This is a genomic window from Streptomyces sp. NPDC020958, from assembly GCF_055562175.1.
Genome location: NZ_JBVHFU010000001.1, coordinates 1,220,002 through 1,234,402 on the forward strand (window position 1 = coordinate 1,220,002; position 14,401 = coordinate 1,234,402).

11 protein-coding genes are annotated in these 14,401 nt (G+C 70.0%); 7 read left to right on the forward strand and 4 right to left on the reverse strand.

Annotation, left to right across the window (positions count from 1 at the left end; genetic code table 11):
* Window positions 1-3: 3 nt before the first annotated feature.
* The 3 genes from ispG to ispH all read right to left on the reverse strand — a co-directional run bounded on the left by ispG (window position 4) and on the right by ispH (window position 4,105).
* Window positions 4-1,146, reverse strand: coding sequence for a flavodoxin-dependent (E)-4-hydroxy-3-methylbut-2-enyl-diphosphate synthase (gene ispG, locus ACZ3KP_RS05520; protein WP_467496588.1), 1,143 nt, complete (start codon window positions 1,144-1,146; stop codon window positions 4-6).
* Window positions 1,143-2,960, reverse strand: a complete 1,818-nt coding sequence (locus tag ACZ3KP_RS05525; protein ID WP_467496590.1) for a 1-deoxy-D-xylulose-5-phosphate synthase — start codon at window positions 2,958-2,960, stop codon at window positions 1,143-1,145. Before ACZ3KP_RS05525 ends, ispG begins: the two co-directional genes overlap by 4 nt.
* A 194-nt stretch (window positions 2,961-3,154) precedes the next feature.
* Window positions 3,155-4,105 (reverse strand): 4-hydroxy-3-methylbut-2-enyl diphosphate reductase, encoded by a 951-nt coding sequence (gene ispH / locus ACZ3KP_RS05530; RefSeq protein WP_467496592.1) that lies wholly within the window; start codon window positions 4,103-4,105, stop codon window positions 3,155-3,157.
* Between the two features lie 387 nt (window positions 4,106-4,492).
* On the opposite strand from ispH, the gene ACZ3KP_RS05535 reads away from it, so the two are divergent.
* Together ACZ3KP_RS05535 and ACZ3KP_RS05540 are read left to right on the forward strand one after the other, a co-directional pair.
* A complete protein-coding gene (locus ACZ3KP_RS05535) occupies window positions 4,493-5,404 on the forward strand; it encodes an SAM-dependent methyltransferase (protein ID WP_467496594.1) in 912 nt (303 codons plus the stop codon).
* A gap of 157 nt (window positions 5,405-5,561) precedes the next feature.
* Window positions 5,562-6,392 carry a methyltransferase domain-containing protein gene (locus tag ACZ3KP_RS05540; RefSeq protein WP_467496596.1) on the forward strand — a complete coding sequence of 277 codons (831 nt, stop codon included), beginning with the start codon at window positions 5,562-5,564 and terminating at the stop codon, window positions 6,390-6,392.
* Window positions 6,393-6,560: 168 nt separating this feature from the next.
* On the opposite strand, the gene ACZ3KP_RS05545 is transcribed toward ACZ3KP_RS05540, so the two are convergent.
* Window positions 6,561-7,874: a cytochrome P450 gene (locus tag ACZ3KP_RS05545; protein WP_467496597.1), complete on the reverse strand. Its 1,314-nt coding sequence runs from the start codon at window positions 7,872-7,874 to the stop codon at window positions 6,561-6,563.
* A gap of 325 nt (window positions 7,875-8,199) precedes the next feature.
* Here ACZ3KP_RS05545 and ACZ3KP_RS05550 point away from each other — a divergent pair, with 325 nt between their 5' ends.
* From ACZ3KP_RS05550 to pabB, 5 genes are all read left to right on the forward strand, one after another.
* Window positions 8,200-9,237, forward strand: coding sequence for a polyprenyl synthetase family protein (locus ACZ3KP_RS05550; RefSeq protein WP_467496599.1), 1,038 nt, complete (start codon window positions 8,200-8,202; stop codon window positions 9,235-9,237).
* 131 nt (window positions 9,238-9,368) lie between these two features.
* Window positions 9,369-10,541 carry a cytochrome P450 gene (locus ACZ3KP_RS05555; RefSeq protein ID WP_467496601.1) on the forward strand — a complete coding sequence of 391 codons (1,173 nt, stop codon included), beginning with the start codon at window positions 9,369-9,371 and terminating at the stop codon, window positions 10,539-10,541.
* A 37-nt stretch (window positions 10,542-10,578) separates the two neighbouring features.
* The gene (locus ACZ3KP_RS05560; protein ID WP_467496603.1) at window positions 10,579-11,448 is read left to right on the forward strand and encodes a 4-hydroxybenzoate octaprenyltransferase; all 870 of its coding nucleotides are present in this window, start codon (window positions 10,579-10,581) and stop codon (window positions 11,446-11,448) included.
* A 14-nt stretch (window positions 11,449-11,462) separates the two neighbouring features.
* Entirely contained in the window at window positions 11,463-12,293 is an 831-nt protein-coding gene (locus tag ACZ3KP_RS05565; RefSeq protein ID WP_467496605.1) for an arylamine N-acetyltransferase family protein, read from the forward strand.
* Window positions 12,293-14,401 (forward strand): aminodeoxychorismate synthase component I, encoded by a 2,109-nt coding sequence (gene pabB, locus ACZ3KP_RS05570; RefSeq protein WP_467496607.1) that lies wholly within the window; start codon window positions 12,293-12,295, stop codon window positions 14,399-14,401. Before ACZ3KP_RS05565 ends, pabB begins: the two co-directional genes overlap by 1 nt.

Below are 14,401 nucleotides of genomic sequence, written 5' to 3' on the forward strand. Positions count from 1 at the left end.
CGCTCAGGCCTCCACATCCACGCCCATCTCCTCGGCTATGCGCGCGGCTTCGGCCAGGAGGGTCTCCACGATCTTCGACTCCGGGACCGTGCGGATCACCTCGCCCTTGACGAAGATCTGGCCCTTGCCGTTGCCGGCGGCGACACCGATGTCGGCCTCGCGTGCCTCCCCGGGCCCGTTGACGACACAGCCCATCACCGCCACCCGCAACGGCACCGGAAACCCCTCGAGGGCCGCGGTGACCCGCTCGGCGAGGGTGTGCACATCGACCTGGGCCCGGCCGCAGGACGGACACGACACGATGTCCAGCCCCCTCGGCCGCAGCCCGAGCGACTCCAGGATCTGCGTGCCGACCTTGACCTCCTCGACCGGTGGTGCGGAGAGCGAGACACGGATGGTGTCGCCGATGCCCTCCGCGAGCAGCGCCCCGAACGCGACCGCGGACTTGACGGTGCCCTGAAACCGGGGACCCGCCTCGGTGACGCCGAGGTGCAGCGGGTAGTCGCACCGGCGGGCGAGCCTGCGGTACGCCTCGATCATCACCACCGGGTCGTGATGCTTCACCGAGATCTTCAGATCGGTGTAGCCGTGCTCCTCGAACAAGGAACACTCCCACAACGCCGACTCGACCAGCGCCTCCGGCGTGACGCCGCCGTGCTTGTTCAGCAGCCGCTTGTCCAGGGACCCGGCGTTCACGCCGATCCGGATCGGGACGCCCGCGTCCTTGGCCGCCCGGGCGATCGCGCCGACCTGGTCGTCGAACTGGCGGATGTTCCCGGGGTTGACCCGTACCGCGGCGCAGCCGGCGTCGATCGCGGCGAACACGTACTTCGGCTGGAAGTGGATGTCGGCGATCACCGGGATGCCCGACTTGCGGGCGATCGCCGGCAGCGCCGCCGCGTCGTCCGCCGACGGCACGGCGACCCGCACGATCTCGCAGCCCGCCGCGGTGAGCTCGGCGATCTGCTGCAACGTGGCGTCGACGTCGGCGGTGGACGTGGTGGTCATCGACTGCACCGACACCGGCGCGGCGCCGCCGACGGGCACCGTGCCGACCATGATCTGGCGGGAGGACCGCCGTGTGGCCACCGAGAGCGGGACCTCGTCCCGGCGAGGCGAGGGCATTCCCAGATCGACGGTCGTCAATGTTCCTCCCCTGAGTGAACCGGCCAGGTGCCGGAGTCGTCGATGCCGCCCGGCGCCGCGTCGAGGCCGGCCAGCAGTTCGACCACGACCCGGGTGACGTTCCGCGCGGTCAGCCCGCAGGCGGCGAGCACCTCGGCCCGTGAGCCGTGCTCCAGGAACCGCCTCGGGAGGCCGAACTCGCGCAACGGGGTACGCACGTCGGCGTCCCGCAGCGCCTGCGCGATCGCGGAACCGACGCCACTCGCACGGCAGTTGTCCTCGACCGTGACCGCGAGCCGGTGGCGGCGGGCCAGGTCGGCGAGCGCGGGGTTGACCGGGGTGACCCATCGCGGGTCCACCACCGTCACCCCGATTCCCCGGGCCCGGGCCCCGTCCGCGACCGTGAGCGCGAGTCCGGCCAACGCGCCCACCGCGACGATCAGCACGTCCAGCGGGCCGGAACGGCGCAGTACGTCAAGCCCGTTGAACGTGGCGACGGCAGGAAGGTCCGCACCGGCGGGGCCCTTGGGGAACCGCAGCAGGGTCGGGCCCTGCTCCCACGCCACCGCCTCGGCCAGCAGTTCGGCCAGTCTGGTGCCGTCCCGCGGCGCCGCGATCCGCAGCCCCGGCACCACCTGCAGCACCGACAGGTCCCACATGCCGTTGTGGCTCGGACCGTCGTCACCGGTCACCCCGGACCGGTCGAGGACGAACGTCACCGGCCGGCGGTGCAGCGCGACGTCCATGAGCAGCTGGTCGAACGCGCGGTTGACGAACGTGGAGTAGATCGCCACCACCGGGTGCACGCCGCCCATGGACAGGCCGGCGGCCATCGTGACCGCGTGCTGTTCGGCGATGCCGACGTCGACCACCCGATGCGGGAACCTGCGCTGCATCGGCAGGAGTCCGGCCGGCTCGGCCATGGCCGCCGTGATCGCCACCAGGTCGTCGCGCTGCTCGGCCAGGTCGACCAGCTTCTCGCCGAACACCGAGGTGAACGAGGGGGGTGACGCCTGCAGTGCCTGTCCGGTGCCCGGGTCCATCGGTTTGACGGCGTGGCCGAGGTCGAGGTCGTTGGCCTCGGTGTGCCGGTAACCCCTGCCCTTGGCGGTGATCACATGCACCACCACCGGTCCGCCCAGGGCGATCGCGCGGCGCAGGCAGTCCTGGACCGCGAAGAGGTCGTGACCGTCGACGGGACCGAGGTAGCCGAGCCCGAGTTGTTCGAACACGCCCGGCCCGTGCCCGGCCCGCAGGTCGGCCAGGTGCGCGGCGAGTCCGCCGACGGTCGGAGCGTAGGAGCGCTGGTTGTCGTTGAGCACGATGACGAGCGGCCTCTTCGGCCCGCCCGCGATGTTGTTGAGCGCCTCCCAGGCCATGCCGCCGGTCATCGCGCCGTCGCCGATGACCGCGACGGTCGCCCGGTCACGTCGGCCGAGGTGGGCGTCCGCCCTGGCCAGCCCGTCCGCGTAGGACAGCGCGGTGGACGCGTGCGAGTTCTCCACCAGGTCGTGCTCGGACTCCTCCCGGCTCGGGTAGCCGGAGACTCCGCCGGACTTGCGCAGCCGGTCGAATCCGGCCTGGCGACCCGTCAGGATCTTGTGGACGTAGGACTGGTGCCCGGTGTCCCACACCAACCGGTCCCGCGGGGAATCGAACACCATGTGCAACGCGATGGTCAGCTCGACCACACCCAGGTTGGGTCCCAGATGCCCCCCGGTCGCGGAGACCCGCTCGATCAGGAACGCGCGGATCTCCCCGGCGAGGTCATGGAGCTCCCCGGCGGTCAGCTCACGCAGCCGCGCCGGGTCGCGCACGGTTTCCAGCAGCGCCATGGCGAACAGGTCTCCTCACCGGGCTCGGTAGGCGGCCTCGGCCGCTGTCTGCGTCAGTTCGGGCCGACCGCCCGGCGCGACACCGGTCCGGCCGACCCGGCCGCAGCGGTGGCGCACGCGCCCCATTGCCGACGCGCTCCCGCCGGCAGGGTCCTTCCGGGTACCGGGGACAGGGGCCGTCCGGTCGCGAACGATCACGGCGCGTCCGCCGCTCCGGTCAGCCGCGCGGGCGGGGAGAACACGACGTCCTCGGTCGCCACGCGTTCCACGGAGGTGTCCGCGTACCCCAGTTCGGCGAGCCGGTCGAGCAGCTCGTCGACGAGGATCTCCGGCGCGCTCGCCCCGGCGCTCACGCCCACCGTGCGCACGCCGTCCAGCCACGCGGGGTCGAAGCGGGTCACGTCCGGCACCAGTTCGGCCCTGCCGCCGAGCCTGCGCGCCACCTCGACCATCCGGATCGAGTTGCTGGAGTTGGTCGAGCCGACCACCAGCACCAGCTCGCACCGGTCCACGATGGCCCTGATGCCGTCCTGGCGGTTCTGGCTGGCGTAGCAGATGTCGTCGGTGGCGGGTCCGCGCAGGTCGGTGAACCTGCGCTGGAGCACGGCGACGATGTCCTTCGTCTCGTCCACCGAGAGCGTGGTCTGGGTGAGGTAGGCGACCGGTGCGTCCGGGGGAAGGTCCAGTGCCTCCGCGTCGGCGACCGTCTCGACGACGACCGTCTGTTCGGGAGCGTGCCCGTAGGTGCCCTCGACCTCCTCGTGGTCCGCGTGCCCGATCAGCAGCAGCGTCCGTCCGTCGCGGGCGAACCGACGGGCCTCCTGGTGCACCTTGGCCACCAGGGGGCAGGTCGCGTCGAGCACGTCCAGGCCGCGAGCGTCCGCGTTCCGCCGCACCTGCGGGGAGACACCGTGCGCGGAGAAGACACACACCGCGCCCTCCGGCACCTCCAGCTCGGAGTCGACGAACCGGACACCCCGGCGTTGGAACTCGCGCACCACGTAGTGGTTGTGCACGATCTCCTTGCGGACGTAGACCGGCGCTCCGTGCTGCTCCAGTGCGAGGTCGATGATGGCTATCGCCCGGCGCACCCCGGCGCACAAACTCCGGGGCTCGGCCAGCAGCACCTGCTTACCGCCACTCATTCCCACTCCGTTCCGTCCGTGACGTCCGAGCTCGGGAAGACTTCTTTGCCGTTGGGTGCCGGCTGATCGCCGGACTCGAATTCGGCCCCGGTGCCGCCCGGCGGCCACCACTCCGCAGAGGAGTCTAATCCAGACCTTGCACCGTTATCTTTGGGGTTTTTCCTAAAGTCGAGGACGGTCGAGCGGTGTCGTTGACACGACCAGGGTCGCCCTCCAGGATGGAGTCCGATGGCCGCCGCTTGATTTCGAGACGACTCAATATCCGAGTCGTGCGGGCGGCTCTCCATTTCGAACCGCGTATGCGCCGAAATCGCGGCGAGCGCAGGGCGACCACCACAGCAGGCCAATCGCCAACGTCGTCGGCATCCGGGCTCTGGAGGAGTGACCGTGTCAAATCTGGATGAACTTTCCACCTCGCCTCGAACGGCGTCGGAGCCTCAGGACGAGGTGAAAATTGTCGGCCAGTACTACGACGACAAAACGGCCAGGCTTGTGCGGAAATACGGGCCTGGACCCCGGATTCACTATCATGTAGGTCACTACCCTTCCTCCCGGACGCCACTTGACGTTCACGACGCGACGCCGGATGCCATTCGTCGCAGCATCCGGCTGCACCAAGAGGGTCTGCTGCGCTACGCGGCCAAGATCTGGGGTGCCGAACACCGGCTGTCGGGGCGGATCCTGGACGTCGGCTGCGGTCTCGGCGGGGGTTCGCTCTTCTGGGCGCAGGAATACGGCGCCGACGTCACCGCGGTCACCAACGCGCCGGAACACGCGCCGATCGTCGAGGGTTTCGCGCGCGAGTGCGGGGTGGACGGGCGGGTCCGGGCACTGGTCTGCGACGCCATGCACCTCCCCGCGGACGACGGCCCCTACGACGCGGCGGTGGCGATCGAGAGCAGCGGCTACTTCGACCGTCCCCGGTGGTTCGAGCGGCTGGCACGCGCGCTCCGTCCGGGCGGGAGCGTGTGCATCGAGGAGGTGTTCATCACCCGCCCGCACGGGGCCGATGTGTGGGCCGAGTACTTCTACACGAAACCGGCAACGGTGCGCGACTACGCGGAAGCCGCGCGGGCCGCGGGTTTCGAACTGGTCGACGACGTCGACGCCACCTCGGAAACCGCGCCGTTCTGGGAGGAGAGCACCGCCTGGACGAAGGCGGTCCTGGACACGGACAGCAGCCTTTCGGCAGTCGAGCGCCGGCAGCTGAGGATATCGCTGATGGCGAACCAGGCACTCGGCGCCGAATGGCGGGCGGGCGGCCTGCGGCTGGGTTTCCTGCGCTTCGAGCTGAAGTGAGCTGACTGCCTGACGGCCCGCGCGGCCGGTCAGCGGATCACAGGCGCTCGGCTGGCGTTGCCCAGCCGAGCGCGGCGGGTTTCCGCCCGCCTTTCGACAGAGGTACGGCCGGACCGGTGCCGGCTTCCGCGATCCTCACCACGATACGGAGTTCCTCATGACGCTCAAGCAGTCTCCCGCTCCCAGCGACGTCCGCACCGTGTACGACGGGTTCGGCCGGATCTACGGTTCCGCGTGGGGCCGCAACATCCACTACGGCTACTGGGAGAACGACGCCGACGACAGCTCCGTCGAGGTGGCCACCGACCGCCTGACCGACCTGATGATCTCGGGCCTCGCCGCGCAGCCCGGCCAGCGGGTCCTGGACATCGGCTGCGGTGTCGGCCATCCCGCGCGGCGGCTGGTCCGCGCCTGTGACGTGGACGTGGTGGGCATCACCGTCAGCCACATCCAGGTGGCGGAGGCCACGGAACTCACGGCCGAGGCCGGGCTCGCCGACCGGGCCACGTTCCAGTTCGCCGACGCGATGGACCTGCCCTTCCCGGACGGCTCGTTCGACGCGGCCTGGGCCTTCGAGTCGATGTGGCACATGCCCGACCGTGGCCAGGTGCTCTCCGAGACCGCGCGCGTCCTGCGTCCCGGCGGACGCCTCGCCATCGCCGATGTCATCCAGCGCGACCCGGTCAGCCCTGAGGGGCGCGTGGTCCTGGACCACATCTGCGAGAACTACGCGGTCCGCTCCCTGGGCACGGTGGACGAGTACCGGGTGGCCTTGGCCGACAACGGTTTCGTCGACGTGGAGATCCGCGACATCACCGACCACGTCATCCGCACCCTCGGTCTCATGGCCGACGCCTTCGAGACCGTCCGCGACAAGCTGTCCGATCTGGTCGGTGCCGAACAGGCCGACTCGCTCATCGACTTCGTGCGCAGGTTCGGGTCCATCCCGGAGAGCGGCTACCTCTTCCTGACCGCGGTCCGCGCCTGACCGAAGGCGCCCCCCGTCCTTCCTGACACCGAAGGGCACCGTCGGGTTCCGGTGAGGCTGCCGGCCGCCGACCGCGGCCGGCAGCCCGCTCGACGTGCAGGCTGCCACCGGGTCCCACAAGCCGAAACGGCCCGCCAGGTGACCTGGCGGGCCGTCACTGCGCGCGGATCAGGTGAGTTCCGCGGGGGTCAATGTGTCGCTGAGACCTCCCGACGGCCGCCCGGACGGCCGTCCCTGCTGCCGGACCCGCAGCTCGCTCAGCGCCCGAAGCGGAAACACCGGCCGGTGACGTGGCGGCGCCCCCGGTGCCAGAGCCAGCCCCGGCATCCGGTCGGCGACGGCCTCGATCGCGACCTCCAGTTCCAGGCGTGCGAATCCGGCTCCGAGGCAGAAGTGGATGCCGTGCCCGAACGCGAGATGCGTGGCGGACCCACTGCCCGGACTGAACCCGGCCGGACACGCATGGGCTCGACTGTCCCGGCCGGCCGCTCCGTACAGCAGCAGGAGCCGGCTCCCCGCGGCCAGGTGGACGTCGCCGACCACCACGTCGTGCAGCGCGGTGCGGTACATGCCCGCAAGCGGACTGTCGAACCGCAGCCCCTCCTCGACGAGGTCCCGCGTGGCGATCGTGCCGTCCACCACCGCGGCCCAGCCGCCGGGTGACCGGAGCTGCTGGAAGACGATCGTGCCGAGCGCCTCCGCACAGGTCATGTGCCCGGCGAAGATCAGCGTGGGGACCTGGACGGCCACCTCGTCGGCGGTGAGCGTGTTGCCCGCCCTGCCGTCGTGGAGCAGTTCACTGATCAGGTCGTCCTGCGGCGAGGCGAGCCGCTCCTGGACGAGTGACCGGGCGAACGCTCCGAACTCCATCAGGCCACGGGCGTATTCGCGCAGCCAGTCGGGATCGGTGTAGCTCTGCAGCATCATGAGTTCGATGCGCTGCTCGGACCAGGTGCGGCAGCGCTCGACGTACTCGTCCGGGATCCCGAGACGCCGGCAGATCACCTCCAGGGAGTACGGCACGGCGAACTCCGTGATGAAGTCGAACTCCGCCGAGGCCGCGGTCCGCCCGGCGAGGTCGGCGGCGATCGCCCGGACCGTCGGTGCGAACGCCCTGACCCTGGCGGGCGTGAACCCGATGTTGAGCACTTCCCTGATCCTGGAGTGCTCGGGAGGGTCGAGCGAGCCGACGGCCAGCGCACCGGCACCGCGCCACGTCCGGAGCATCCGACTCACATCCTCGGGCAACTCGACCGAGGAGCGGGGGTTGTGGTCGCGAGCCGAGAAGTTCCGGTCGTCCCGCAGCACGGCGACCATGTCCTCGCGCCGGGTGACACACCACGCGTCGAGCAGCGGCGCGTAGAACACCGGCTCCGTCTCTACGACGTCGGCCAGAAAGGAATACGGGTCGTCGCGATGTACGCCGTACGGGTCGAACGGCCTGCCTTCATGTAATTGCCCAGAATCGACTGACACAGGCATTTCGCCTCTCAACCTTTCGGTGAACAATTCCCGGCGGTGATCGGTCGCGTTCGGCCCTGGTGCCGCCCGGCGGCCACCACTCCGCAGGGTAGTCTAATCCAGACCTTGCACCGTGTTCTTTGGGGTTTTTCCTAAAGCCGAAGACGCTCACCCTGCGTCGTTGACACGACAGGGGAGGTCGTTCAGGATGGCGGTCGGAACGCTCAGGCACATTCCATCGAGCGGCATATCCAGCACGGTGATTTCCAGTGGTGCAATTCGCGAACCCCATGCGCGTCGGTTCTGACCAGTAATCGGGATGGCGTGCGACCGGAGGAAAATCTCGATGAGCGCACTCGACACCTCGTCGACCGGGGTTCGTACCTCCCTGTCGCCGAGGACGGTGCGGGCCACGGTATGGCCCGTCATCCGGCAGCAGGTTTCCGATCTGGAGCCGACCCTGGCCCGCATCTGCTCCTATCACCTCGGCTTCGCCGACGAACACGGTGACCCCAGCAGCGCCCCGAGCGGCAAGCTGACCCGCTCCGCCCTCATGATGGCGGCGGCTGACGGAGTCGGCCTGCGGCCGGCGGACGTGCGGAGCCAGGCGGCGGCACTGGAACTGCTCCACAACTCGACCCTGATCCACGACGACATCATCGACGCGGACGAGTCGCGTCGCGGCCGACCGGCCGCGTGGAAGGTGTTCGGCATCGGTGCGGCCGTCCTGGCCGGCGACGCGTTGCAGGCCCTTGGCCTGCGGACGGTCGTCGACGACACCGGCCCCGGCCGTGCGGAGATCTCCAGCGCGTTCGCCGAAGCCCTCGCTCTCGTGCTCGCGGGCCAGGCCCGCGAGCTCACCGTCCGGCTGGGTCCGGGCACCGGCATCGCGGAGTACGACCGGATCGTGACGGAGAAGACGTCCGCGCTCCTGGAGTGCGCACTGGTGACGCCCGCCCTGCGGGCGGGCAGCCCGGAACGCGTCCTGGACGCCCTGCGCGGCGCGGGCCGGCGTCTGGGCCTCGCCTTCCAGATCCTCAACGACGTCGAGGACATCTGGGGCGATCCCGCCGTCACCGGCAAGCCCGTGCGGAGCGACCTCGCGCGGCGCAATCCGAGTTTTCCGGTGCTGGCGGCGTTGTCCGCCGGCAATCCGGCAGCCGAACGACTGCACCGGCTGTGGCACGCCGACGGCACCACGCCGGCGCACCTGCAGGAGATGGCCGACCTCGTCACGGAATCCGGCGGCCGGCACGCGGCCGAGGAGCTGTCCCGCAGCCACCTGGACTCGGCTCTGGAACACCTCGCACGAGCCGAGCTGTCCCCGGCCGCGACCAGCGAACTGACCGCGCTTTTCGACCGCATCGTCCACCGCACACCATGACCCGACCAACCTGCCGCCGGCCGGCAGGCCCGCCCTCCTCATTCCCCGACGGACACCGCGGCGACGGCTCCCGTACGTCGTGATCGTCTTCGACATGGTGGTCCGAACCTCGATTCCGGCGGAGGCCGTCAGTGAGTACCCCAGCCCAACTGCCCTTCGAGCAGACGCACGTGCTGCACCTCGCGCCGGCGCTGCGCACGCTCCAGTCCCAGGGCGCGATCCATCGCGTTCGTACCGCCGAAGGCGACGAGGCATGGCTGGTCACCTCTCATGCCCGGGTGCGGCAGCTGCTCGACGACGACCGGCTCGGCCGCTCGAATCCCGATCCGCGGGCAGCGGCGAAGGACAGCGGGTCGGCGCTTCTCGCCGGCCTGCTGGGCGACTTCGCCACCGACCACGACCGGCTGCGTGCGCTGCTCGAGCCGCACTTCGCACCCGAACGGATGCTGGCACTGCGCCCCTACGTCGAAAAACTGACCGGGCAGCTCCTGGACGCCATGGCCGCGCAGCAGCCACCCGTGGACCTGCGGCAGGCGCTGGCGCTGTCGCTGCCGATCCAGGTGATGTGCGAGTGGCTGGGCGTACCCCAGGAGGACAAGGACCGGTTCGGCGGCTGGACCCAGGACGCCGCCAACGTCGGGGACCAGGCCAGGTCGCGGCAGGGACTCGGCGAGCTGTTCGCCTACTGCAGGCGACTTGTCGCCGACAAACGACAGAATCCGGGCGATGACGTGATCTCCAGGATCTGCGCGACCGAGGGGATCGACGACAACGAGGTCCTCGGGCTGACGGCGCTGTTGCTGTTCGGTGGTTACGAGACGACGGTGGCCCGGATCGGCACCTGCGTGACGCTGCTGCTGTCCGACCCCGCACAGTGGCAGGCGCTGCTGGACGACCCGAGCCTCGTCCCCGGCGCGGTCGAGGAGACCCTGCGGATGTCGATGCCGAACCCGCACGTCGGCGGTATGCCCCGTTACGCGCTGACGGACTTCGAGATCGACGGGGTCACCGTCCGGACCGGCGACCTGGTGCTGCTCAACATCATCGCGGCCAACCACGACGAGACGGTCTTCGCCGACGCCGGCCGGCTCGATGTCACGCGCGACACCACGGACAGCCTCGTGTTCGGGCGGGGCGCGTACCGCTGCGTGGGCGCGACGCTGGCCCGGATGCAGCTCCAGGTGGTGATCGGCCAGCTCGTCGCACGCTTCCCCACCCTGCGTCCGGCCGTCGGTGCCCAGGAGCTGAGTCTGCGCCACGACACGCTGATCGGCGGCTTGGTCCACCTCCCGGTGACTTGGTGATCGGATCCTGATGCTGCACAAGATATCCACAGACGTCGTGACGAAGAGCCCCCACTCGGTCCGGGCCTACCTGCTGTTGATGCGCCTGGACAGGCCCACGGGCTACGTCCTCTACCTGCTGCCGGGACTGTGGGCCGCCGTCCTCGCCTCCGGTCGACGCCCCGACCTGCTGGCGGTGGTGGTGCTCGCCGTCGCCGCAGTGCTGGTGCGCGGCGCGGCCTGCGCGGTCAACGACGCGGTGGACCGGGAAGTCGACGCCCGTGTCGCCCGCACCGTGACGCGCCCGGTCGCGTCGGGGACGATCAGCGTCGGGAACGCACTCCTGTTCGCCGCCGCACAGGCCGTGGTCGCGCTGCTGGTCCTGGCGGTCGTGAACGTGGAGACGGTTCTGGTGGCCGCGGCCTCGTACCCGTTGATCGTCGCGTACCCCTTCATGAAACGCGTCTTCTTCTGGCCCTCGGCCTTCCTCGCGCTGGTCATGAGCGTCTACGTGCTGATCGGCTGGACGGCGGCGACCGGGAGCCTTCACTACCCACTGGCGGTGTACGGCCTGTACGCCTGCGGGGCCTTCTGGACCCTGATCCATGACGCGATCTACTCCCATCAGGACAAGGAGTACGACCGGGACATCGGTGTCAAGTCCTCCGCGCTGCTGTTCGGCAAGGCCACCAAGGCATGGCTGACGGTGTTCCTCGCGCTCAGCGTCGGCGGCGTGTGGTGGGCCGGTTCCCGGATGTCGATGGGGTGGGCGTTCTACCTGATCGTCGTGGCCGCGGGAATCTTCCTGTCCTCTCTGCTCGTCCGCGTGGACCTGGATGATCCGACATCGTGCTGGGACGCCTTCGTCGCCAACACCTACTACGGCTGGATCCTCCTCGCGGGCGTGCTGGCGGGGCAGTTCACATGAACGAGGAGCTGCGTGTGTCAGATTCGCTGTGGCAGGGGAGCGGCGTCGACCTGGACGCCTACCTGACCCGTGTCGGCTACCGGGGCGACGTGGCCGCGGACCTCGCCACGCTGCGGGGCCTGCACGCCGCCCACGTCGACGCGATAGCCTTCGACAACCTCGACGCGCTGCTCGGGCGCACCGCGGTGCCGCTGGACCTGGACAGCGTCCAGGACAAGATCGTGCGGCAGGGCCGCGGCGGCTGGTGCCTGGAACAGGTCGTCCTGATGGCGGCAGTGCTGGACCGGATCGGCTTCACGTTCTCGGCGCTCGCGGGAAGAACACGGATCCGCACCGGGAACAGATTCGGTCCCGCGCTCCACGTCGCCCTGTGCGTGGAACTCGACGACGAACGCTGGCTCTTCGACGTGAGTTTCGGTGCGTACGGGCCGCACGCCCCCATCCGCCTCGCCGAGAACGCGCGACTGGAGGGTGACTGGCCCTTCGACCTGGTGCGGGAACCGAACGGTGAACACGTGCTGCGGTTCCTGCGGCCCGAAGGGCCGGCGGAGCTCTACGGTTTCACCACCGACGCACGCTATCCGTCGGACTTCGAACTCCTCAACCACTTCTGCCTCACGCACCCGCGCTCGCCGTTCAACCACCGGATGGTCCTCCAGCGCACCCGCCCCGACGTGCGGCACCTCCTCGCCGGCAACACCCTCACGGAAATACGTCCCGCGGAGCCGGCGACCACCAGGGAACTGGACGGGGACGAACTGCTCGCCGCGCCCGTGGAGATCTTCGGAATCACCCTGGAACCGGGCGACGTCCAAGCGCTCTCGAAGATCCTGGACGGTCCCTGATGCGTACCCTGCTGCTGGACAACTACGACTCGTACACCTTCAACCTGTACCAGCTGATCGCCGGCATCAACGGCCAGGAGCCGGTCGTCATGGTCAACGACGACCCGCTGTTGTCCAGCCTGCGGCTGGAGGACTTCGACAACATCGTGGTCTCACCCGGCCCTGGACGACCGCAGAACCCCCGCGACGCCGGCCTCGTCGGCGACCTGCTGCGCCGCACCACCCTGCCCGTGCTGGGCGTCTGCTTCGGGCATCAGCTGATCGCGCACCTCGCCGGGGCGGCGGTGGTCGCCGCGCCCGAACCGAGACACGGGCACCTCGCCAAGGTCACCCACGAGGGAGACCCGCTGTTCGCCGGGGTTCCGCGGGAGTTCGTCGCGGTCCGCTACCACTCGCTGTGCGTGCGGGAACCGCTCCCCGAGGAACTCGTCGCCACCGCGTGGGCGGACGACGGTGTGCTCATGGCGTTGCGTCACCGCGATCTGCCGCAGTGGGGCGTGCAGTTCCACCCCGAGTCGATCGCCTCCCAGCACGGGCGTGAGATCCTGCGGAACTTCGCCGACCTGACCCGCCGGACGCGGCACGAACAACGACCGTCCGTCACCGTCACCGACCTTGCCACCGGCCCCGCACTGTCCGACGACACGCCCGGCGCGGCCGGGGGACTGGGGACCGTCAGCACGGTGGTGTCGACCCCCGCCGATTCCGAGGCCGTGTTCCTCGAACTCTTCGACGACGTCCCCTACTGCTTCTGGCTGGACAGCAGCCGGGTGGAGAAGGGCCTGTCGCGGTTCTCGTTCCTCGGCGACACCTCGGGTCCGCTCAGCGAGGTCCTGACCTACCGCACCGGCAGCGGCGCCGTGGAAGTACGCGATGCACACGGCGTCCGCCTCGTCAGCGGCAGCGTGTTCGACGTCCTCGAACAGCGGCTGCGCGCGCGGCGCGTCCCCGACCCGGACCTGCCGTTCGACCTGACCGGCGGCTACGTCGGTTACTTCGGCTACGAACTCAAGGCCGAGTGCGGGGCCACGGCCCGCCACACCGCCGAGACCCCGGACGCCGTCTGGATGTTCGCCGACCGCGTCGTCGCGTTCGACCACCAGGAGGGCCTGACCTACCTGGTGGCCGTCCACGACGAGCGGACCCGGAACGACGCGCAGGAGTGGGTGGACCGGACGGCCGCGCTCCTGACGGCCCTGAACCCGGCCGACGCCGAGCCGCCGGACGACCCCGCCGGGGGCCCTCCCGCGCAGGCCGAGGAGCACCTCCGCCGCGACCGCGGCCAGTACCTTGCCGACATCGCGGAGTGCCGGCGGCAGCTGAACCGGGGCGAGAGCTACGAGATCTGCCTGACCAACAAGATGCACCTGCCGTTCCATGACGACGACACCTCCTTCTACCTGCGGCTGCGCCGGGCGAACCCCGCACCGTACGCCGCGCTCCTGCGCCTCGGCGACGTCACGGTCTTCAGCTCCTCACCTGAACGGTTCCTGCGGATCGAGAGAGACCGCACGGTCACCAGCAAGCCGATCAAGGGCACGGCCCCTCGCGACGCCGACCCCGTGCGCGACGCCGAACTGGCCGCCACCCTCGCCTCCAGCGCCAAGACGCAGGCCGAGAACCTGATGATCGTCGACCTGCTCCGCAACGACCTGGGCCGGGTGTGCGAGGTGGGCAGCATCGAGGTCGACCCGTACCTGGCCGTCGAGAGCTACCAGACCGTGCACCAGCTGGTCTCCACGGTCCGCGGACGGCTCGCCGACGGGGTGAGCGCGATCGACTGCGCCCGGCGGTGCTTCCCGGGCGGCTCGATGACCGGAGCGCCGAAGCTGCGCACCATGGAGATCATCGACGGCCTGGAGACGGAGGCCCGGGGTGTCTACTCCGGTGCCCTCGGCTACTTCGGTCTCTCCGGCGGCACCGACCTGAACATCGTGATCCGCACCGCGGTCCGTGTCGGTGACCGGTTGACCATCGGAGCCGGCGGAGCGATCGTGCTCGACTCCGACCCGGACGACGAGTACCAGGAGATGCTGCTCAAGGCGGCGGCCTCGCTCCGCGCCTGGCGCGCGCCGACCGTGTCGTACCTGAGCGGCCCCCGGCGATGA